At 60.4% G+C, this 20,643-nt stretch carries 14 protein-coding genes; 3 read left to right on the forward strand and 11 right to left on the reverse strand.

Annotated elements, in window-relative coordinates:
• Positions 1–168: 168 nt before the first annotated feature.
• From CGZ66_RS37420 to CGZ66_RS37435, 4 genes are all read right to left on the reverse strand, one after another.
• On the reverse strand, positions 169–597 hold the full coding sequence (locus tag CGZ66_RS37420) for a DUF930 domain-containing protein (protein ID WP_167392393.1): 429 nt from the start codon (positions 595–597) through the stop codon (positions 169–171).
• A gap of 56 nt (positions 598–653) precedes the next feature.
• Complete coding sequence (locus CGZ66_RS37425) at positions 654–1,352, reverse strand: DUF2161 domain-containing phosphodiesterase (protein WP_095091574.1); 699 nt, start codon at positions 1,350–1,352, stop codon at positions 654–656.
• 355 nt (positions 1,353–1,707) lie between these two features.
• Positions 1,708–2,511, reverse strand: a complete 804-nt coding sequence (locus CGZ66_RS37430) for a sterol desaturase family protein (protein ID WP_095091575.1) — start codon at positions 2,509–2,511, stop codon at positions 1,708–1,710.
• A 58-nt stretch (positions 2,512–2,569) separates the two neighbouring features.
• Entirely contained in the window at positions 2,570–3,493 is a 924-nt protein-coding gene (locus CGZ66_RS37435) for a class I SAM-dependent methyltransferase (protein WP_143748956.1), read from the reverse strand.
• 212 nt (positions 3,494–3,705) lie between these two features.
• On the opposite strand from CGZ66_RS37435, the gene CGZ66_RS37440 reads away from it, so the two are divergent.
• The 3 genes from CGZ66_RS37440 to CGZ66_RS37450 are packed head-to-tail and all read left to right on the forward strand — an operon-like array spanning position 3,706 to position 7,087.
• Complete coding sequence (locus tag CGZ66_RS37440; protein WP_425352339.1) at positions 3,706–4,395, forward strand: TylF/MycF/NovP-related O-methyltransferase; 690 nt, start codon at positions 3,706–3,708, stop codon at positions 4,393–4,395.
• 14 nt (positions 4,396–4,409) lie between these two features.
• On the forward strand, positions 4,410–6,437 hold the full coding sequence (locus tag CGZ66_RS37445) for a glycosyltransferase (RefSeq protein ID WP_095091578.1): 2,028 nt from the start codon (positions 4,410–4,412) through the stop codon (positions 6,435–6,437).
• On the forward strand, positions 6,437–7,087 hold the full coding sequence (locus CGZ66_RS37450; protein ID WP_206073843.1) for a class I SAM-dependent methyltransferase: 651 nt from the start codon (positions 6,437–6,439) through the stop codon (positions 7,085–7,087). The genes CGZ66_RS37445 and CGZ66_RS37450 overlap by 1 nt, the downstream gene beginning before the upstream one ends.
• A 134-nt stretch (positions 7,088–7,221) precedes the next feature.
• On the opposite strand, the gene CGZ66_RS37455 is transcribed toward CGZ66_RS37450, so the two are convergent.
• The 7 genes from CGZ66_RS37455 to CGZ66_RS40220 form a co-directional block, all read right to left on the reverse strand.
• The gene (locus CGZ66_RS37455) at positions 7,222–8,586 is read right to left on the reverse strand and encodes an HlyD family type I secretion periplasmic adaptor subunit (protein WP_245331386.1); all 1,365 of its coding nucleotides are present in this window, start codon (positions 8,584–8,586) and stop codon (positions 7,222–7,224) included.
• Positions 8,586–10,379 (reverse strand): type I secretion system permease/ATPase, encoded by a 1,794-nt coding sequence (locus CGZ66_RS37460; RefSeq protein WP_425352340.1) that lies wholly within the window; start codon positions 10,377–10,379, stop codon positions 8,586–8,588. The genes CGZ66_RS37455 and CGZ66_RS37460 overlap by 1 nt, the downstream gene beginning before the upstream one ends.
• Positions 10,380–10,396: 17 nt before the next feature.
• Positions 10,397–11,887, reverse strand: a complete 1,491-nt coding sequence (locus tag CGZ66_RS37465) for a beta strand repeat-containing protein (protein ID WP_095091582.1) — start codon at positions 11,885–11,887, stop codon at positions 10,397–10,399.
• Between the two features lie 174 nt (positions 11,888–12,061).
• Positions 12,062–14,152 carry a CAP domain-containing protein gene (locus CGZ66_RS41460; RefSeq protein WP_095091583.1) on the reverse strand — a complete coding sequence of 697 codons (2,091 nt, stop codon included), beginning with the start codon at positions 14,150–14,152 and terminating at the stop codon, positions 12,062–12,064.
• A gap of 198 nt (positions 14,153–14,350) precedes the next feature.
• Positions 14,351–16,984, reverse strand: coding sequence for a M10 family metallopeptidase (locus CGZ66_RS37475; RefSeq protein ID WP_143748957.1), 2,634 nt, complete (start codon positions 16,982–16,984; stop codon positions 14,351–14,353).
• Positions 16,985–17,165: 181 nt separating this feature from the next.
• Positions 17,166–19,862 (reverse strand): M10 family metallopeptidase C-terminal domain-containing protein, encoded by a 2,697-nt coding sequence (locus CGZ66_RS41265; protein WP_143748958.1) that lies wholly within the window; start codon positions 19,860–19,862, stop codon positions 17,166–17,168.
• 85 nt (positions 19,863–19,947) lie between these two features.
• Positions 19,948–20,166: a hypothetical protein gene (locus CGZ66_RS40220; protein WP_206073844.1), complete on the reverse strand. Its 219-nt coding sequence runs from the start codon at positions 20,164–20,166 to the stop codon at positions 19,948–19,950.
• Positions 20,167–20,643 lie beyond the last annotated feature (477 nt).

Consider the following 20,643-nt stretch of genomic DNA (forward strand, 5'->3'; position numbering starts at 1 on the left):
ATTTGCCGAGTGTTCGTCGATTATTCAGGACGGCCCTAACTTGGTGGTCCCTTGGCGTCAAGGGATCACTCACGGCGACGTGATCAAACCATCTTTGCACTGAAGCCGCGTTGCGGGAGCGGCCGCGCGCGCCCGCAGCCGGGCAGAACCACCGCGGCCGGCTGCCAATCAATCGTAGAGATTATACTTTGCCCAATCGGCTTCCGGAATCTCGTCGCCGATCCGATAGCGGAGCTGCAAAACCACCATATGGTCGGGCGCCGTCTGGCACTTGAATTTCAGCCGGTACCATTGCCCCTTGCTGCGAAACGCGGCACCCGGACTTCTGATCGCATCGGCGCCCATCTCGGGCGTCGCGAAGGCGTAGGCTACGACGCGATCCGCCTTGAACTTGCGATCGTCGTGAGTGATCCGGTCGAGCACTTCGGCGTCACAACGCTGTTCAAGGCGGGTTTGGGGATCGAGTTTCAACAGACCGGCGCGCAAGGCATTGTCCATTGCGTTGGCCGGGAAACCCAGTGTCACGGACGCAAAACCCAGTGTCACGGACGCCAGGGCCATTATGCAGAGCTTCTTCATGGGTGGGACAAGCATCATATTTTACCGGAAAAATCAACCAAGGGGAGGGCCCCGAAGCCTGCAGGACCCTTCAATCAAATGGCCGGTTCGTTCAAAATTGCGTGTCGAGATTCATCATGCGATGGTTGCGGCCAACGGACCAACGAGGCACGGCCGGCATCCGTGAGATCGTAGAGGCCGCGGTCGACGCGCGCGAACCAGCCATAGACATTGTGCCGCAGAATCTTCGGCGCGATCGGCGTCAGCGCCGTCAGATCGCGCGGGCGCTTGGGTCCGTCCGCCATGGCGGCGGCGCAGGCAAGCGCGCTTTGGCGATAGGCGGTCATGATCGGATTGCGCGATCCTCCTCCCGCAACGGGATCGCCGCGGCGGCGCTGGTGCTCGTCGACCAGGCGAGAGCGCCGCCGCGCATTCTTGCGCGGCGCCACGGCGATCGGGCTGAGAAGCACCTCGACCCGGTCGCTCGCGGTCACGCCAAGCAAGCCGAAGCCAAGCCGGCGGCAGAGATTGCGAAACCGCGCATCGCTTTCGCGTCCCTTGCCCCGGGCCGACATGCGCGCGGCCAGCCATAGCTCGTCGCAGGACGTCGCGCGGTCCACGCCCTGCAGCACGAGTTCAAGATTGAACTGCAGCTTCAGTTCGCAGATGACGACGATGGGCGGCTCTCCGTCGCGCAACGCGACGATGTCGCAGCCACCGATCTCACCCTTCACGACGAAGTCGAGGCCTTCGAGGAACCGCTTCACCGGCGCATAAAGTGAGGTCTCGTTCATACAGAGGAGACTTAGCCGATTCGGCGCAAAAAGCCTTCCTGCCAGCGCACAGCAGGAGACAGCCTCCTTTGCCGAACAGCTCTCCGTTGAGGACATGGAACCCTGCGAGTTCGACAACGCGGCCTTTGATCATGAAAAGTGGCGCAGCCGTCCGGAAAATTAGAGCCGACTGATGTACTAGTGTCGCATCAGTGTCGCAATCGCGCGATAATTAACCAATGCGCGATTGACGAACGCAGCGTGACGCGCGTCCTCCCAAGATGACCCCTCTGGTCCCTGCCGGTGGGGTTTTCTCTTTCAAAGAACCGTAGTGGCGCTCGCGAAGGTGGCAAACCTGTCTCGACGCCTTACGACGTCAACCTTCCGCTTCAGTGCTCGGTGCTGCTGGATTAGATCGCTGCCTGCGGGGCTGGAGCGGATAGCCGATCTGACCAAAGTAGGTCGAAGGGACCGGATCATCGACGCCGTACTTCTCCGGCACCTTGTTGCCGGTGGCATTATAGGTACCGAACATCACGTCGAGGAAGGGCAACTGCCCGGCGAAGTTCTTGTCATAGGCTTCGCGCTGATTGGCGTGATGCCAGCGATGGAACTGCGGGCTGGCGATCAGCCACTTCAAAGGGCCGAACGAAATCCGCATGTTCGAATGGACCAACATCGTGTGCCAAAAATAGATGACCGAAAAGATGGCGATCGAGGCTTCCGAGAACCCGAGGAAAAAGACCGGCGTCAGCGATATTGCCTTCGTGACTATGATGTCGACCGGGTGAGAGTGGAAAGCACCGAGCCAGTCCAACTCCTTGATGCCGTGATGAATGGCATGGAACTTCCAAAGCGCAGGGATTTTATGAAAGGCGCGATGTGCCCAGTAGACGCCGAGATCGGTGATCAGGATGATTTCCGCAACCTGTAGCCAGACGGGCTGACTGCCAACGGCTTGCGTTATCGATTGCGGGACAAGCATGGCAGCGAGCCCGAGGACACCGGCGGCCATCAAGACGACGGCCGCCTTTACGATGAAGCTGTTGAACAGCAGGTAGATCACATCGACGGTAAAGCCCTCGCGGAGGATCTTTTGCGGCCGCTCGGCAAAAAGATGTTCGAACGGAATGAAGATCAGCGCGCAGATCAACAGCGCCTTGATACCGAAGATATCCATTCACCCGCCTCTATCGCCCTGCCTTCATGTCACCGCGGAAAGCCGGTGATTCGCTAGTTTAGCGCGCAAAGCCGCGTTTGATGCGATCGACAACCGCCCTTACCGGGGCGGATGCACGCCACGTCGTGCTGGAGGTTATGGCGTCCTGGCGAGCCTGTGCGTCCCGGCTTGCCTTTCGCGCATGTTCAATCTCCTCGACCAGCCGCGAATTGTCCGAGCGCAGGTGCTCCAGCTCGGCATCGTTTTGCCGCGAGTGCACGCTGGCTATGTGAGACCATAGCTGCCGTTGCCAGCGGTCCAGGGACGTCTCCCGGTCCAGGGCATGAGGCTGGAGCTGATCCCGGACCGCGGATGCGAGCCTGCCGAGGCCCATGACGGCGACGGTGTCGGGAAGAAACGCCGTCTCATGCTCGATGCCGAGATGATCGAGAAAGCGCTCCGCATTGACAATGGCGTCCGCGATCAGGTTGGCGTCGTGGAAGGAAATGATGCAGTCCGGCTTCATAAGCCCGAGCACGCCGACAAAGTCCGAAAAACAAGCCGTGTTTGTGTGCTCCGCGTCGATCAGCGCGAGCGTCGCCTTGGGCTCGATCGACTGGGGCGGCACATTGGAGACGTCACTATCGATGGTGGTCAGCTTGGCCATTGCGTCTGACGGAAGCTTGTCCGACAGCAAGGCAACCATCCGGGCCGCCGTGTTGTCAGGGTAGTGAAAAACCTCGGCACGCTCGTCGGGCTGGGTTGCCGGCCGCAGATCGACCGATATCACCGCCTCGCAGGCCGGATCGATCAAATGCGGCAACAGGCTGCCGCCGATGTCTGAGCCAACCTCGAGATAGACGTAGCGGCCGAGCGTCGATCGGGCGAAGTTCTGCACGCGCAGGAAACTTGTGCGGTCACTGAGCGTGCTTCCGGTATCGACCTGGAAAACAGCAATGTCGAGCGTCTCGATCATGCCCATCGCTTGATTGGCGGTTAGCATTCAGGGGCTCCCATTGGACAATTATTCGCCGCTCGCTTGCATGGCGCGACTGTTTGAATCGCGCAAATCCTGTTGCACTTCGGCTGGATATCCGCAACAGCGTATTTCGCCATGGAACAGTTGCGCGCCTTGAAAGGTCGACGATGAACCGCCTCTATACTGATCTCCTGATCAAGATCATCGCCAACACGATCTACGGCTCTGGTTCGCAGGTGATCGATCCGTCGAAAATCGGAGAGTCGACCCCCTTCAATCGCGAGGATCGCCTCGTGGGTCGCGATTGGCCGACGGTTGCTCACTCCATGGCGGGCGTCAGGCGCCTGACGAATGTCCGCGACCTCGTCCAGCGCGTCATCGACGAGAACGTGCCCGGGGATTTGATCGAGACCGGCGTCTGGCGCGGTGGCTGCTGTATCCTGATGAAGGGCGTTCTGGCCGCCAACGGGATCAAGAACAGGAAGGTATATGTCGCGGACTCGTTCGACGGTTTGCCGCCGCCGGACCCCGAGAATTTTCCGGCCGACCTGGGTGACAGGCTGCACGAATACCGGCAGCTGGCTATTGATCAGGCACAGGTCGAATCCAACTTTGCCGCCTATGACTTGCTGGACGACCAGGTGGTCTTCGTCAAAGGCCTGTTCGGGGACACCTTGCCTAGCCTGAAAGCCGGTCCATTCGCCCTGATTCGACTGGACGGCGATATGTACGAGTCGACGATGGACAGCCTTGAAGCGATTTATCCAAGGCTGTCCCCCGGCGGGTTCGCGATCATCGACGACATGGCGTTTGGGCCATGCCGGCAAGCGGTCGAGGACTACCGCGCGCGCAACGGCATCAAAGCCGAGATCCACGAGATAGACTGGACGGGCGGTTGGTGGCAGAAGCCATTGGCTGACAACTGAGCCACGGAATCGCGATGAAAACGAACACCCTGTCCGTCGTTGTTGTCGCCTACAACATTCCCCGAGAGCTGCCGCGAACCTTGCTTTCGCTCGCAACGCCCTACCAGCAAGACGTGACGACGGATGATTACGAGGTCATCGTCGTCGACAACGGATCGTCACCGGCCGTTGGTGAGGGCCTGGTTGCGGACTATGGGCCGAACTTTCGCCTGCTGCGCATCGATGATGCACTGCCTTCGCCCGCGGCTGCCGTCAATCGCGGGATAAGGGAGGCGAGGGGGGACAACATCGGCGTGATGATCGACGGCGCACGGATCGTGACGCCAGGGTTGGTGCATTTCGCTCGCATCGGCCTGGGCATGGCGCCGACGGCAGTCGTGGCCGCACCCGGCTGGTATCTTGGCAGCGACACCCAGGTGAATGCCCGTAGCAATGGCTATACGAAGGCCATCGAGGATTCGCTTTTGCAATCGATCCGATGGCCGGAAGATGGGTACCGTCTGTTCGAGATCGGGACGATGGATGAGTCCTCGGTCGATCCGTGGTTCACGCCGATATCCGAAGCCAATGCCCTGTTCATGAGCCGGGAGAGCTGGCAGGTGATCGGTGGCATGGATGAGCGCTTCACCTATCCCGGAGGCGGCCTCGTCAACATCGATACGCTCGAACGTGCGATGGAGATGCCGCGGGCAAAGCTCATCCTCACCCTGGGAGAGGCTACATTTCACCAGTTGCACGGAGGTGTCGCCACCAACGCAAGCGTCGAGCAGCCCAAACACTGGCTCCTCTGGAAGGCCGAAAGGGATGCGTTGAGGGGGCGCGCGAACTTTACCTTTCACGCCCCCTCGGCTTTCGTGGGATCGTTGCCTCCAGCGCTTGCGCCGCACCTTGCCCGCGCCCTGATTGTGTCTCCACACGGCGCCGGGCCAGCCACGGCCGCGGGCTTCAGGGCGCAATTGAAGCCGTCGGAAGAACCCGCGCTGACCAACCAGGCAGCCGCGGCGCTTGTCGAGTTGGCCAAGGTCGAGTTGGAGCGCGGGAATTACAAGGCGGCGGCAGACGTCGCTCGCATGGCAAGCAGCCATGCACCCGCCGAGCTTGCAACGTCTCGCGTGCTTTTGTCAGCCGGCCTTCTTTCGCGGTACAATGAGCATCGGGATGCCGCCTATTTCACGGCGATAGGCGATGCGCACCGTGTCATCGGCGAGAACGAAACCGCCGACATTCAATACCGCAACGCGCTGGCGCTTGCCGCCGACAGCGTGGGTGCCCATGCCGGTCTGGCCAGCACGCGGATGTCGGGGCCTTCCTATTACGACTGGCTGGAGCGTTTTTACTCAGAGCTGAAGCCCGCCGTGGTGGTGGAGATAGGTGTCTTTGACGGCGTGTCGCTTTCCAAGGTGAAGGCACCAACCCTTGCAATAGGCATCGATCCCAATCCGCGCGCCACGGTGGCGCTCGGCGCGCAAACGCACATTTTTCCGGAGACGAGTGACGCCTTCTTCGATCGCGGTGGAGCGGACGCCCTGCTTGCCGGTCGCCCGGTCGGTGTCGGGTTCATCGACGGTCTGCACACTTTCGACCAGGTTCTGCGCGATTTTGCGAACCTTGAACGCTACTGCGACGCCGGCTCGGTTCTGCTCGTGCACGACACCGCCGCCTTGGACGAGGCGACGCAAAGGGTTCCGCCGACGACGCAATTCCACACCGGCGACGTCTGGAAACTGGTTCCGGCGCTCAGGACGCTGCGCCCCGATCTCGACGTGTTCACCATTGCAACGCCCTGGACCGGGCTCACCGTCATATCCGGGTTCGGCAAGGGCAGATATGATCGTTCATGGATCGCCGACGCCGGCCAACGCTTTGCAAACATGGAGTTTGCCGAGATCGAGGCAAACCTTGGCGAAGCGCTTGGCCTTGTCGCAAACGAATGGGAGCCTGTGCTTGCTCGGATCAGGGCCAACCTCGTCGGCAAAGCTGTGGCAAGTCACAATCAAGGCGGCTGGCGGCGGCAAATTGCCAGGCTGATGAAGAGGCTATGATGGGCGGGTTCCTGCATCAGTACTTTTTGAACAACAGCGGCAAAGAGATTTACAAGTGGCTGCATTATTTCGACGTCTACGAGCGCCACTTCGAACGGTTCAGAAACCGGAGGCCGGTCGTCGTTGAAATCGGCGTCTACAAGGGCGGATCGCTCGACATGTGGCGTGCTTATTTCGGTGAGGGCGCGCGAATCGTCGGAGTAGACATCGATCCTGCATGCAAGGCGCACGAGTCCGAAGGGGTCGAGGTCTTCATTGGAAGTCAGGACGACCCTCGACTGCTCGATCGGATCGTCGAGAAATATGGCCCCATCGACATCGTCATCGATGATGGCAGCCACATGATGGATCATGTCATCGCGACCTTCGAGCATCTCTACCATCATGTGCAGCCGAACGGCGTCTACTTCGTCGAGGACACGCACACGAGCTATTGGGACGACTATGGCGGAGGGCTGCGCAAGCCGGGATCGTTCATGGAATTCGCCAAGGGAAAGCTCGACGAGATCAACGCGCATCACGCGCGGGGCGCCTTGCCGCCGAACGCCTTCACCCATGCAACAGACTCGATCTGCGTTTATGACAGCATTGTCGTCTTTGAAAAACGGCCGCAGGGCAGACGTCAGTCGCTCTTGACCGGGCAGGGGTAGAATCCGCTCACGGGCACACGCGTCTGTGTCAGGGCGGCCCATGGATCCATAACGGCCAGCAACTGTTGGCTCGGTGCTTCGCGCTTAAGGCCGGTCCGAGCTGAAGGCACCCGCGCCCACGATCTTGCGGGCAATTATTCCCTGAAGGCCCGGGAAAGCTGATCGGTGATGGGTTTCATCAGATAAGACCAGATAGTGCGGTCGCCGGTCTGGATGTGCAATTCGGCAGGCATGCCCGGAATGAGCCGGGTTGCCGTTTTCAGGCAGACCGCCTCGTCTGTAATGTTGATGCGGGCCTCGTAGTAGGCTGTCCGGTTGGCTGTGTCCTTGACCAGATCGGGGGAGATCCGATCGACCGTCCCGTGGCACTCCGGCGTGGTGTTGCGGTCGAAGGCCGAGAAGCGGATGACGACCGCCTGGCCAAGGCTGACATCGTCGATGCGCAAGGGCGGAACCTGGGCATCGATCACCAGATCGTCCGTCTGAGGCACGATCAGCATCATGGTCTCGCCAGACGCGACAACGCCGCCAACCGTGTGGATCGCAAGCTCCTGCACGACGCCTGATTGCGGGGCCTTTATCGTCATATGGTCCAGCTGGTCCAGGGCCACCTGCTTGCGCTCGACCAGTTCGGCCTCCTTGCCTTCGGCCTCGCGCAGGTCGGCGTTGGCGCTTTTGCGGAAGTCGTTGTCAAGCTGGATACTGGCTAGCGCATTCTCGCTGATGCGCCCTTCCACTTCGGCGATCGCGGCCAGGAGCCTTCCGGCCTCCCCCTTTTGCTGGATGGTCTGCGTTTTCAAGGCGGTCAAGCGATCCAGCGATGCGAACCTCTTGGCGTAGAGATCCTGGATGATGATGAGGTCGTTGGTCGCCAGGTCGAGAGCTTCCAGGGCCGCGGCGCGCTGGGCCTTGAGGCCCTCGATCTGTTCGCGATATTGATCGTTGCGGGTTCCAAGCTGCGCCTTCTGGCTTTCCAGAAGCGTCATGTTGCTTCGATGCAGCGCGTTTTCACCCGCAATGAGGATCGCCATTGCGGGATCGCTGGCCCGGGCGGACAGATCGTCCGGTATGATCATCTCATCGCGGCCAATGGTCTCTGCCTCCAGGCGGGTCATTTGCAGCCGCGCACGGTCCAGCTGTTGGCCAATGATGCCGAGGTTTGCGCGTGCCACCGTGTCGTCGAAGCGAACCAGGACCTGGCCGGCCGTTACCTTGTCGCCATTTCGCACGAGGATTTCGTGGACGGTTCCGCCAGTCTGTTCCTGCACCTTCTTCACATTCGATTCCACCACCACCGTTCCACTGGCGATGACCGCACCGGCAAGGGAAGCGGTCCCGGCCCAGATGCCGATGCCGCCAACAAGTGCCGCGACAACGACGAGGCCGGATCCAATGGTCCATCGAACTCCGTCACCGCGCATCGACGGACGTCGCAATGCCGGCAGGGTTGCCGCGCGCGGTAGCGTCATGTCGGTCGTTTGCATGGGCGCGAGGCTCATCATGGCCGCCTGTCATGCAAGGTGACGACAGTTGGTGCGCGTTCGCCGCCCGGAGCCTGTTCCGGCCGCACATTGGCTGGGCGCGTCATCTTCGCCAGCACTTCGTCCCGCGGTCCAATCGCCTGTACCGTTCCGCCGGCCATGACCAGCACGGTATCGATATTCGCCAGTGCCGCGGGACGATGTGCGATGACGACGACGATGCCGCCTCGATCGCGTACGCCCTTTATGGCGGCGCCCAGGGCGATGTCGCCTTCGCCGTCCAGATTGGAATTCGGCTCGTCGAGAACGACGAGGAACGGATCGCCATACAATGCCCGTGCCAGACCGACCATCTGGCGCTGGCCTCCGGAGAGTGCTGAGCCGCCTTCGCCGATACGCGTCTGGAAACCGTCGCTCAGCCGGAGGATCATTTGTTTGACACCGGCGGCTTCGGCCGCTGCCACGACGCCGTCCGCGCTCGCATTGGCGTTGAAGCGGTTGATATTCTCGGCAACGGTACCCTCAAACAACTCGATGTCCTGCGGCAGGTAGCCGACGTCGCGTCCAAGCGCTTCTTCATCGAATTGATCGAGTGCGGCCGCATCAAGACGCACAGTGCCGCGAAGCGGGGTCCATGCCCCGACAAGCGCACGCGCCAGCGTGGATTTGCCTGACGCGCTGGCTCCGATGATGCCCAGCCCGGCTCCCGCCTGCAAGGAGAACGCTACGTTCTGGATGATTGGTTTTTGCTGGCCGGGAGCACCGACCGAGACCGCCTCGACCGACAGCGTCTCCCGAGGCCGTGGCAGCGTAAGAGGCGCTTCTTGTGCATCGGCGTTGCGCAGCATCTGTTTGAGCCGGCCATAGCTCTGTCTGGTGGAAACCCAGGGGCGCCAGTTGGCGATGACGAGATCGACGGGCGACAGTGCCCTGGCGAGCATGATCGACGTCGCAATCATGATGCCGGGCGATGCCTCGCCTTCGATCACCAGGTAAGCGCCAAGTCCGAGCATCAGCGATTGCAGGATCATTCGCCACGTCCGCGAGACGGTCCCGGTCGCGCCGACGACATCGGAAATGCGCAACTGATTGGCAAGATACGCTTCGCTCCGATCCTGCCAGAGACCGCTGATGCGACGTCCCATGCCAAGCGCGCGCACCACCTCGGCATTGCGACGCCCGGCATCGGAAAGCTGCTTGCGGGAAATGGACGATTCCATCGCCCGTTTGGCGGGTCCCCGGCTAAGCCCTTCGGCAACCAGTGTCAGCAAGACGCTCACGATCGCGCCGGCCGTCGCGAGCGCTCCAAGCAGCGGGTGGAGGAAAAAGATGCCGACCAGATAGAAGGGCAGCCAGGGCAGATCGAAGAAGGCTGTCGGGCCCGATCCCGAAATGAAGCTGCGTATCTGGTCGAGATCGCCGATCGGCTGAAGGCGTGTGCCTTCCTGACCGGACCTGAGAGGGAGCGAGACCGAGAGAGCGAAGACAGCGGGTTGCAGGCTGGTGTCGAAACGCCTGCCGATCCGTGCAAGCAGCCTGAGCCGCAGGAGATCAAGCAGACCATAGGCGATGTAAAGTCCCGCCATGGCGATCGAGAGCACTGTCAGGGTCGGAATGCTGTGCGAAGGCAGGACACGGTCATAGACCTGAAGCATGTAGAGCGAGCCGGTCAGACCAAGCAGATTGATCATTCCCGAGAAAACGGCAACGCAAACCAGTGCCGCGGCGCACGACCTTAGCGCACGGCTGGGCGCGGACAATCCCGCTGGGGCAGGACGGGAGCCGCCGCGGTTCTGAATCTGAATTGCCACGTGCCCCCGCTTAACGTTCAGACTACGACGAAATCGGCGTTGGTCAGCGCCAGGTTTGCGGCAAGCGTGGCGAAATGGGTGGAACCACCCGCCGCACTGCCGTTGCTGTCATAGGTGAGCCAGCCGGTATCCGTCTCATAGATGATATGATCGTTGCCGTCACCCGCAAGGCCGGTGGTGTTCTTAACGAACTGTTCCGCCGTCAGCGTGCCGTTGCCGCCAAGCGCTGCAAAGATCGCATTGTCGACCTGGATTGTGTCGTCGACCACTGAGAAGTCGGTGATGCGGTCGACATTGGCAGAGGCGTTCAGCGCCGTGGTGAAGACGAAGGTGTCATGCCCGGTGCTGCCGGACAGCGTGTCGTTGCCGAGCAGGCCGTTGATGATGTTGTTGCCGGAATTGCCGGTGATGATGTTGGCAGTCGAGTTGCCTGTGCCATTGATGGAAGCCGCGCTGCGCAACGCCAGGTTCTCCAGCTCCTGGCCGGAAAGATTGAACGAGACATAGGCCTGCACATTGTCGGTGCCGCCGCCGTTGGCCTCGATGACATGGTCTCCGGCATTGTCGACATAGTAGGTGTCGTTGCCTTGAGCGCCACTCATCGTGTCGGCGCCGGCAAGGCCGTTGATGACGTTGTTGCCGCTGTTGCCGGTGATGATGTTGGCAGCGGAATTTCCGGTGCCGTTGATCGAGGCCGCGCCGCGCAGCGCCAGGTTCTCCAGTGCCTGTCCCGATAGGTTGAAGCTGACATAGGCCTGGACATTGTCGGTGCCCCCGCCATTGGCCTCGATGACATGGTCGCCGGCATTGTCGACATAATAGGTGTCGTTGCCTTGCGCGCCGCTCATGGTGTCGGCACCGGCAAGGCCGTTAATGATGTTGCTGCCTGAATTGCCGGTGATGATGTTGGCAATGGAATTGCCGATGCCGTTGATGGAGGCCGCGCCGCGCAGCGTCAGGTTCTCCAGCTCCTGACCAGAGAGATTGAAGGAAATCGTGCTGTTGACTGTATCGGTGCCCTGGCCATTGGCCTCGAGGACAACGTCGCCGGCATTGTCGACCCAGAAGGTGTCGTTGCCGGTGCCACCGCTCATCGTGTCGGCGCCGGCGCCACCATTGATGGTGTCGGCGCCGCCGAACCCATAGAGCACGTCGTGCAGCGGCGTTCCGTTCAGCGTGTCATTGCCACTCAGCGCGAGATTGAGCAGACCCATCGTGTCATTGCTGAAGACGAAGCTCGCAACGTCGGTGGCCGCTACGTTCAGGCCCGTGATCTGCAGCACCGTGCTGCCAGCCACCACATACTGGACGGATGTCACGGTCCCACCGGTAGGGACGCCGGCGTTATAAGTGAATCCAGAGCCCTGAAAGAGTGTGTAATTCGACGCGTCGTCAAAAAACCTTGCATAGAGAGGCTGCGGGTCTTCGAAGTCGTAGTCGACCAGTGCTCCCACCTGCAGCGTATCGAAATTCAGTCCAAAAACCGTACCGCCACTGACCACAGCCATGACGTTCTCCCACCCAAGATTAACAACCCCAACCTATATTTACGAGGTTTCCTGAAACAGCACAACTGACCGTTTTTACTTGCAGTTAGCCGGCGAGGGTTCGGGGATGGAATTGTCGCGATGGACTTTGACGGCGGCGGCAAGGTCCGCTTCGGGCGGACCGGCATGACTTCCCTACACCACGACGAAATCGGCGTTGGTGAGTGCCAGGTTGGCGGCCAGGGTGGCGAAATGGGTTGAGCCACCCGCGGCACTACCGTTGCTGTCATAGTAGAGCCAGCCGGTGTCCGTCTCGTAGATGATGTGATCGTTGCCGTCGGCGGCAAGGCCAGTTGTGTTCTTGACGAACTGGTCGGCCGTCAGCGTGCCGTTGCCGCCGAGCGCTGCGAAGATGGCGTTGTCGACCTGGATGGTGTCGTCGGCGACCGAGAAGTCGGTGATGCGGTCGACATTGGTCGAGGCGTTCAGCGCCGTGGTGAAGAGGAAGCTGTCGTTGCCGGTGCTGCCGGAGAGCGTGTCGTTGCCGAGGAGGCCGTTGATGACATTCGCGCCCGAATTGCCGGTGATGATGTTGGCGGTCGAGTTGCCGGTGCCGTTGATCGAGGCCGCGCTGCGCAGCGCCAGGTTCTCCAACTCCTGGCCGGAAAGATTGAAGCTGACATGAGCCTGGACATTGTCGGTGCCCTGGCCGTTGAGCTCGACGACATGGTCGCCGGCGTTGTCGACATAATAGGTGTCGTTGCCGGTGCTGCCGCTCATGGTGTCGGCCCCGCCGAGGCCATCGATGACGTTGTTGCCGGAATTCCCGGTGATGGTGTTGGCAGCGGAATTGCCGGTGCCGTTGATGGAAGCCGAGCTGCGCAGCGCCAGATTCTCCAGCTCCTGTCCCGACAGGTTGAACGAGACATAGGCCTGGACATTGTCGGTGCCCTGGCCGTTGAGTTCTACGACATGGTCGCCGGCATTGTCGACATAGTAGGTGTCGTTGCCAAGACCGCCTTGCATGGTGTCGGCGCCTTCCTTGCCGTCCAGCGTATCGTTGCCGCCGAGGCCGCTCAGCGTGTTGACGCCTGAATTGCCATTCAGCGCATTGGCCAGGCTGTTGCCGGTGGCGTTGATCGAGGCTGCGCTGCGCAGTGCGACGTTCTCGATATTGCCCGTGAAGTGGTTGCCGTCGCTGAGGTTGATCGAGATATAGCCATTGACGATATCCGAGCCGTTGGCGCCGGTGGTGCTTTCACTCACGATATCGCCAGCATTGTCGACGAAGTAGGTGTCGTTGCCGGCCCCGCCATACATCGTGTCGGCACCTGCCTTGCCATCCAGCGTGTCATTGCCGGCCTTGCCGTCCAAGTGGTCGCCGCCCGAGGAACCATATATGGCTTGGGTGCCGTCGGTGCCGATCAGCGTCAAGGCGTTCGTGCCAAGCCCGACGATAGATGAAATGCCGTTCAGCGCTGTCACCGATACCGACGTGCGGATGGTCGACTGGCCCATCAAATCGATCTTGGCGTTGAAGCCGGCAGCGATCGTCGCGGTGAGAACCACCGGTGTCACCTGATCGCCGCCGGCAAACGTGATGGTCTTGAGACCGGCCGTCACCTCTTCGGAATAGCCGCCGGCGCTGCCGCTGGCCGTGTTCGGTCCGCCGCTGACGGAAACCGTTATGTTGCCGCGCCCTTCGTCGATCGAATAGAACTGGTCGGCGGTCACGGTATCGTTGAAGGCGACACCGGTGAGAAACTGGTGATTGCCGCCTGGCCGGCCGAAATCTTCGGTCAGCATCGTCGCGTTGAGGCCCTGATAGATGCCTTGGGCCTGGCCGACACCGACCTCCTGATAGTCCGGATCCATCAAATTGACACGGTGGCCGCGGCCAACGATGCCCGAATCGACAAACAGAAGTTCATGGAGCTGCAGAGACATCTCTGGTGTGACAGTGCCTGATGTAGATTGATACGCGATGTTTTCGCCTGCCCGGTCGAAGCTGTAGCCAGCGGCCGTCATCCGTTCGAATGGAGTGTTGCCGCTCAGATCGTCATGCGCGAAATAGTCGTTGTTGATCATATCCTGGCTATGATTCCGCGCCGTGCCGAGCAGAATGTCGTTCATTGCCAGCGGCTGCTTCATCGCCGCTGAAATGGTCTCTTCGGGCGGGCCTTCATTGAGGCTTATGCCGTATCGTGCGGCTTCGGCGGCGGGATCGAGCCGTGCGCGATTGATCAATTCCAGGATTGCCTGCTCGACGGCACTTTGATTGGCCACGGCTTTTCTCCCACTCAGTATTGTCGAGTATTGTTCTAGTCAAAATACTGCCAAAGCACCAGTCGGCTAGGAGCGAGCCTGCTCAAAAGCTTGTGCCATTCAACGCTTGAATTGCCGGCGCGGCAGACACGTCCACGCAATCGCCGACGCCGTAATCGAGCGCCTGCGATTGCGTGGGGAGCTCTATCTTCGAGCGGATCAGACCACGGCGAAATCGGCGTTGGTGAGCGCCAGATTGGCGGCCAGCGTGGCGAAATGGGTGGAGCCGCCGGCGGCGCTGCCGTCGGTGTCATAGTAAAGCCAGCCGGTGTCGGTCTCGTAGATGATGTGATCGTTGCCGTCGCCGGCAAGGCCGGTGGTGTTCTTGATGAACTGGTCGGCCGTCAGCGTGCCGTTGCCGCCGAGCGCGGCAAAGATCGCATTGTCGAGCTGGATGGTGTCGTCGACCACCGAGAAATCGGTGATGCGGTCGACATTGGTCGAGGCGTTCAGCGCTGTGGTAAAGACGAAGGTATCCTGGCCAGTGCTGCCGGACAGCGTGTCGTTGCCGAGGAGGCCGTTGATCGCGTTCGCGCCACTGTTCCCGGTGATGACATTGGCAATGGAATTGCCGGTGCCGTTGATGTTGCCGGCGCTTCTCAGCGCCAGATTCTCCAGCTCCTGCCCGGAGAGGTTGAAGCTGACGTAGGCCTGGACATTGTCGATGCCCTGGCCGTTGAGCTCGATGACGTGGTCGCCGGCATTGTCGACATAATAGGTGTCGTTGCCTTGCGCGCCGCTCATCGTGTCGGCGCCGGCAAGGCCGTCGATGATGTTGTTGCCGCTGTTGCCGTTGATGATGTTGGCAGCGGAATTGCCGGTGCCGTTGATGGAAGCCGAGCTGCGCAGCGCCAGATTCTCCAGCTCCTGCCCGGAGAGGTTGAAGGAGACGTAGGCCTGCACATTGTCGATGCCCTGGCCGTTGAGCTCGATAACGTGGTCGCCGGCATTGTCGACATAGTAGGTATCGTTGCCTTGCGCGCCGCTCATCGTGTCGGCGCCGCCGAGGCCGTCGATGATGTTGTTGCCGGTGTTGCCGGTGATGATGTTGGCAGCGGAATTGCCGGTGCCGTTGATCGAAGCCGAGCTGCGCAACGCCAGGTTCTCCAGCTCCTGTCCCGACAGGTTGAAGGAGACGTAGGCCTGGACATTGTCGGTGCCGCCGCCATTCGCCTCGATGACATGGTCGCCGGCGTTGTCGACATAGTAGGTGTCGTTGCCGGTGCTGCCGCTCATCGTATCGGCGCCGCCGAGCCCATTGATTATGTTGTTGCCGGAATTGCCGTTGATGATGTTGGCAATGGAGTTGCCGGTGCCATTGATCGAAGCCGCGCTGCGCAACGCCAGGTTCTCCAGCTCCTGGCCGGAGAGGCTGAAGGAAACGTAAGCCTGGACATTGTCGGTGCCCTGGCCGTTGAGCTCGACGACATGGTCGCCGGCATTGTCGACATAGTAGGTGTCGTTGCCGGTGCTGCCGCTCATCGTGTCGGCGCCGGCAAGCCCATCGATGACGTTGTTGCCGGAATTGCCTGTGATGATGTTGGCAGCGGAATTGCCGGTGCCATTGATCGAAGCCGCGCTGCGCAGCGCCAGGTTCTCCAGCGCCTGTCCCGACAGATTGAAGCTGACATACGCCTGGACATTGTCGGTGCCCTGGCCATTGGCCTCGATGACGTGGTCGCCGGCGTTGTCGACATAGTAGGTGTCGTTGCCGATGCCGCCTTGCATGATGTCGGCGCCACCGCGGCCGTCGATGACATTGGCAACATTATTCCCGATGACGGTATCGGCATGGGCGTTGCCGATGACGTTCTCGATCGTTGTCGAGAACGCAAGGCCCAGATTTCGCTCCCATTCATAGGCCGGGGTGGTCGGATCAGTCAGGGTGTTTCGAATAAAGTCCCCAAAGCCATCGAATTGCGCGGTGAGGTCAGCAATCTGATCCTCGACATTGTAGTAGTCGAGATCCGAATAGGCGCCGGGCCGCAAATCGACGGTCGAGCCTCGGGAAAGCGCGGACAGGTCTAGAGTGTCCGTGCCGCCGGCATCGTAGATCGCCTGCCTGCCATTCAAGCCATTGTCGGTAAAGGTGTAGACGGTATTGCCGGTGGCAGTGGTGAGATCTGCGCCGTAGTGGGACTGGATCGCCATGATATCGAGCACCATTGGCGTAAAGGACGACGTTCCCTCGACGCTATAAGAGATCCCGCCGCCCCCTTGGTCCGACCAAGTGAAGAAATTGTCTTCCGACGTGTAGCTCATCACCGTGTAAGTTGTGCTGTCGTACCCCGCTGGCACAGTCGGCGGCTCGAAGGGGTGTTTCAGTCCCAGGGCATGCCCGGATTCGTGGATGAGAATCTCGAAATCAGATGTATGCAGGGAGAAATCGGATGACTTATAGGTTTCGTCGACCCAGACGTCGCCGTTGACAGCAATTGCCGTGTTGCCGGGCAGGGGCGGGCCATAGGCATAGGCGGCTATGCCTGAGCCCTGGCGCGCTGTGACGTCGGTGAATGCGACGCGGATTTTCCCGGGGATTGCGTCCGATACCTCAGTTATCGAAGGCGCGATCAACGCGTCCCAAAGAGACAAGGCGACCCGAAAGCTTGCCGCCTGGGTGCTGTTGAAAGGTCCGGACTGAGCGTCGAAAGGCTCTCCCGATCCATAATCCGTCTCCCAGAGTGAACCGGCGCCTGGAATTGAATAAGTGATCGTCGAGCCCGACCACTTCGCACCGTCCACGTCAACAAGCCCATTCCGAGCCTGTGTCACGGTCACATTTGTCAAAGTCATCGCGCACCCCCCGCGGTTGTTGGACGATAATATCCGGCGACAGTATGGATCATAGATAACGGTGTCCGCTACGCTCGGAGAAATTCCAGGAAAAGTGTGAAACACTTTCCCGTCCGGAATTGTGTCAAACAAAGAGAAAGAGGGGTTTTGCGTTCAGTGAAACGATTGACCGCTCCTACCTTCACACCACGATGAAATCGGCGTTTGTCAGCGCGAGGTTAGCGGCCAGCGTGGCGAAATGGGTTGAGCCGCCAGCCGCACTGCCGTCGCTGTCATAGGTGAGCCAGCCGGTGTCCGTCTCGTAGATGATGTGCTGGTTGGCATTGGTGGCGGCGCCCGACGCGTTGGCGGCAAACTGGTCAGCCGTCAGCGTACCGTTGCCGCCAAGCGCTGCGAAGATCGCATTGTCGACCTGGATGGTGTCGTCAACCACTGAGAAATCGATGATGTGGTCGACATTGGTAACGTCATTGAGCGCTGTGGTGAAGACGAAACTGTCGTTGCCGGTGCTGCCGCTCAGCGTGTCGTTGCCGAGGAGGCCGTTGATGACATTGGCTCCCGAATTGCCGGTAATGATGTTGTCGGTGGAGTTGCCGGTGCCGTTGATGTTGCCGGTGCTTCTCAGCGCCAGATTCTCCAGTTCCTGCCCGGAGAGGTTGAACGAGACATAGGCCTGGACATTGTCGATGCCCTGGCCGTTGAGCTCGATCACGTGGTCGCCAGCATTGTCGACATAATAGGTGTCGTTGCCTTGAGCACCGCTCATGGTGTCGGCACCGGCAAGGCCGTCGATGATGTTGTTGCCGCTGTTGCCGGTGATGATGTTTGCGATCGAATTGCCGGTGCCGTTGATATTGCCTGAGCCGGTCAGCGTCAGCTTCTCCAGTTCCTGTCCCGACAGGTTGAAAGAGACGGAACTGAAGACGCCGTCGGTGCCCTGGCCGTTGAGCTCGACGACATGATCGCCGGCATTGTCGACGTAGTAGGTGTCGTTGCCGGTGCTGCCACTCATGGTGTCGGCGCCGCCGAGCCCATTGATGACGTTGTTGCCCGAATTGCCGGTGATGATGTTGGCAGCGGAATTGCCGGTGCCGTTGATCGAGGCCGCGCCGCGCAGCGCCAGGTTCTCCAGCTCCTGACCGGAGAGGTTGAAGGAGACGTAGGCCTGTACATTGTCGGTGCCCTGGCCGTTGGCCTCGATGACGTGGTCGCCGGCATTGTCGACATAGTAGGTGTCGTTGCCGGTGCTGCCGCTCATCGTGTCGGCGCCGGCGAGCCCATCGATGACGTTGTTGCCGGAATTGCCGGTGATGATGTTGGCAGCGGAATTGCCAGTGCCATTGATCGAAGCCGCGCTGCGCAACGCCAGGTTCTCCAGCGCCTGGCCGGAGAGGTTGAAGCTGACATAGGCCTGTACATTGTCGGTGCCCTGGCCATTGGCCTCGATGACATGGTCGCCGGCATTGTCGACATAGTAGGTGTCGTTGCCGACGCCGCCGCGCATCGTGTCGGCGCCGCCCTTGCCGTCCAGCAAATTGTTGCCGGAATTGCCGATCAGCGTGTCAATGCCGGAACCGCCAACGGCGTTCTCGATTGTCGCGCCGAAGGCTATTGAAACATTGCGGTGGCCGCCGCCGATGTCGGAGAAACTGCCTGCGGCCAGATTGATGGTTTGGGCTTGGCCGAACCCGGACGCATTCAGCGTATCGACACCACCAGCGTCCCAAATGCAGATTGCCGGCGAGGGGTTCAGGGCGAAGTTGTACACGTTGCCCGCATTGGAACCAAAACCGTAGACGGTATTGCCCGTACGCGTCGTCATATTGGGGCCGTAGAGCTGCTGAACAGCCAGAATGTCATACAACATCAGCGTGTCGGGATAGTCATTGTAGTCGGATGCGCCGGTGTTGGTCTCGTCGAAATAGCTCATCACGGTGTATTGGTTGCTGTCCTGGATGAACTGGGCATCGTTGCCGTAGGTGGGGGTTCCGGACCCGGCGTTGTACTCACCGGGATGTGAGAGGCCGAGCGCGTGGCCAGTTTCGTGCAGAATGGTCTGATATTCGTAAGAGCCGATCGGCAGATTTCCCGTGTCAACGGCGTCGGTGTTCAAATGCACGTCTCCGGAAATGTCGCCCGGCGCCGTCGTTCCCGGGTAAATTGCGTAGGCTCCGGCAGGGTCCGGCTTCGATGTGTAGTTTCCAAACAGCATCGTCGCGTTGTCGCTGGTGCCAGCGGGGTTGACTTGCGTGAACGTCAGGCCGCAGACCGACGAATACATGGCAAGCACGGACTTGACGGCAGCGATTTCCGCGGAACCCAACGGACTGAACGGGGCGGCAAACCCTCGCGAGTCCGTGCAATTGACGTCCGTCATTCGCACAGCCCATGTCACGTTCACCGGCTGCCCGGGCGCTGTGCTCCAGCTGCTTCCGGGCCTCAGGATCGCGCCGGCCCCCATCAATTCGTCGTAGCTGGCCCGGGTTCCGCTGACTACGGAAACACCATATTGCCCCACGTAATCATCGTTATATGCGCCGGCATTGATGAAGTAATCGCCGGTGGTCGAGGCCGTGTAGGTGATCGTCGAATAGCGGTACTGGCCCGGGATGACGTCATCGTTGGACGCAACCAATGTTCCGGATGCGTTCATGAGGGCCATAAACGTATCCTCGACATTGTCGCCGACGGTCGGACTGACACGCGCACCTTCACCGACTTCCGCGAATGTGTAGGTCTGGCCCGCCACCAGGTGCACTCGGTACCAATCATGGTCGCCGGCCGAAGACAAATGGCCAGTCGCTGTCTGGCCGACTGCCAGGGTGTAGCTCGTGGCGATGGATGACGCCGCATCCGTTGTTTCGGTGACGTTTGGCATAGCCTCCCCCTCTGCGTTTCCCGCGGCCGCGCCGTTTATTATCGATAATGGAGCACGAGGCTGACAACCCGCATGTCCGGCTGGCCTATTTGCCGTCGTTCACTTTGTCCTTGCCGCATAGCCGTTCTGCCACTTCGAGTGCCCTGCGAAGGACTTCCCGATTTTCCGCTGCCGAAATGATCGGGCTTCCAAGGCGTGCTTCGTGCAGACGCGCCAGCGCCTGCTCACAGGTTTTGGCATTCATCGGGCGCTGCGGATTTCGAGGATAGGATTGTACTGGCTGAGGTCCGATGGTGGATGCCACCACGATAGCTCCCACGCATAGGAGGTTCCGAGTCATGAGCCTTTTCCGTGACCGGTCTGTCTTTGACCAGGCGGCCGTCCAATTCTCGGCTTGGTGACAGCCACCCATGCCTGTCGCCATCATGATCGGCCACAACCACCTTCCAAAAGATACAATCGCTTTCCGCGGCTTCGCGCCGACAGGTCAATTGCGAAACATTTGTTTCCGAAATCCTATGCCCCAACCCTAGATTGATACTCTATGTCACGGTCACGACTGTATTCAACGCTGTTCTTGAGGACCAGCTAAAATTCCTGCTTGAATTCCGTATGTACCGCGTTGCTTTGTTGGCATGGGTGCATCTCTCCTGGCATCGGGCTGGACTGCTTTGGGTGCACCCAGGCGACAAGGTACGGATCGCAGGCGCGGAAATATCGGTGTTGCCGCCCGCCAGTGCGAGTTCCGCCGCCCTGGTTTGCATGGTGGTGCTGAGTTCCT

Source organism: Mesorhizobium sophorae (assembly GCF_002270415.1).
Classification (GTDB): domain Bacteria; phylum Pseudomonadota; class Alphaproteobacteria; order Rhizobiales; family Rhizobiaceae; genus Mesorhizobium; species Mesorhizobium sophorae.

Bases quoted from the DNA above. Each gene is read 5' to 3' on its own strand.
- CGZ66_RS37420 (WP_167392393.1), bottom strand. From the start codon at position 597: ATGATGCTTGTCCCACCCATGAAGAAGCTCTGCATAATGGCCCTGGCG.
- CGZ66_RS37425 (WP_095091574.1), bottom strand. From the start codon at position 1,352: ATGAACGAGACCTCACTTTATGCGCCGGTGAAGCGGTTCCTCGAAGGC.
- CGZ66_RS37430 (WP_095091575.1), bottom strand. From the start codon at position 2,511: ATGGATATCTTCGGTATCAAGGCGCTGTTGATCTGCGCGCTGATCTTC.
- CGZ66_RS37435 (WP_143748956.1), bottom strand. From the start codon at position 3,493: ATGCTAACCGCCAATCAAGCGATGGGCATGATCGAGACGCTCGACATT.
- CGZ66_RS37445 (WP_095091578.1), top strand. From the start codon at position 4,410: ATGAAAACGAACACCCTGTCCGTCGTTGTTGTCGCCTACAACATTCCC.
- CGZ66_RS37450 (WP_206073843.1), top strand. From the start codon at position 6,437: ATGGGCGGGTTCCTGCATCAGTACTTTTTGAACAACAGCGGCAAAGAG.
- CGZ66_RS37455 (WP_245331386.1), bottom strand. From the start codon at position 8,586: ATGAGCCTCGCGCCCATGCAAACGACCGACATGACGCTACCGCGCGCG.
- CGZ66_RS37465 (WP_095091582.1), bottom strand. From the start codon at position 11,887: ATGGCTGTGGTCAGTGGCGGTACGGTTTTTGGACTGAATTTCGATACG.
- CGZ66_RS37475 (WP_143748957.1), bottom strand. From the start codon at position 16,984: ATGACTTTGACAAATGTGACCGTGACACAGGCTCGGAATGGGCTTGTT.
- CGZ66_RS41265 (WP_143748958.1), bottom strand. From the start codon at position 19,862: ATGCCAAACGTCACCGAAACAACGGATGCGGCGTCATCCATCGCCACG.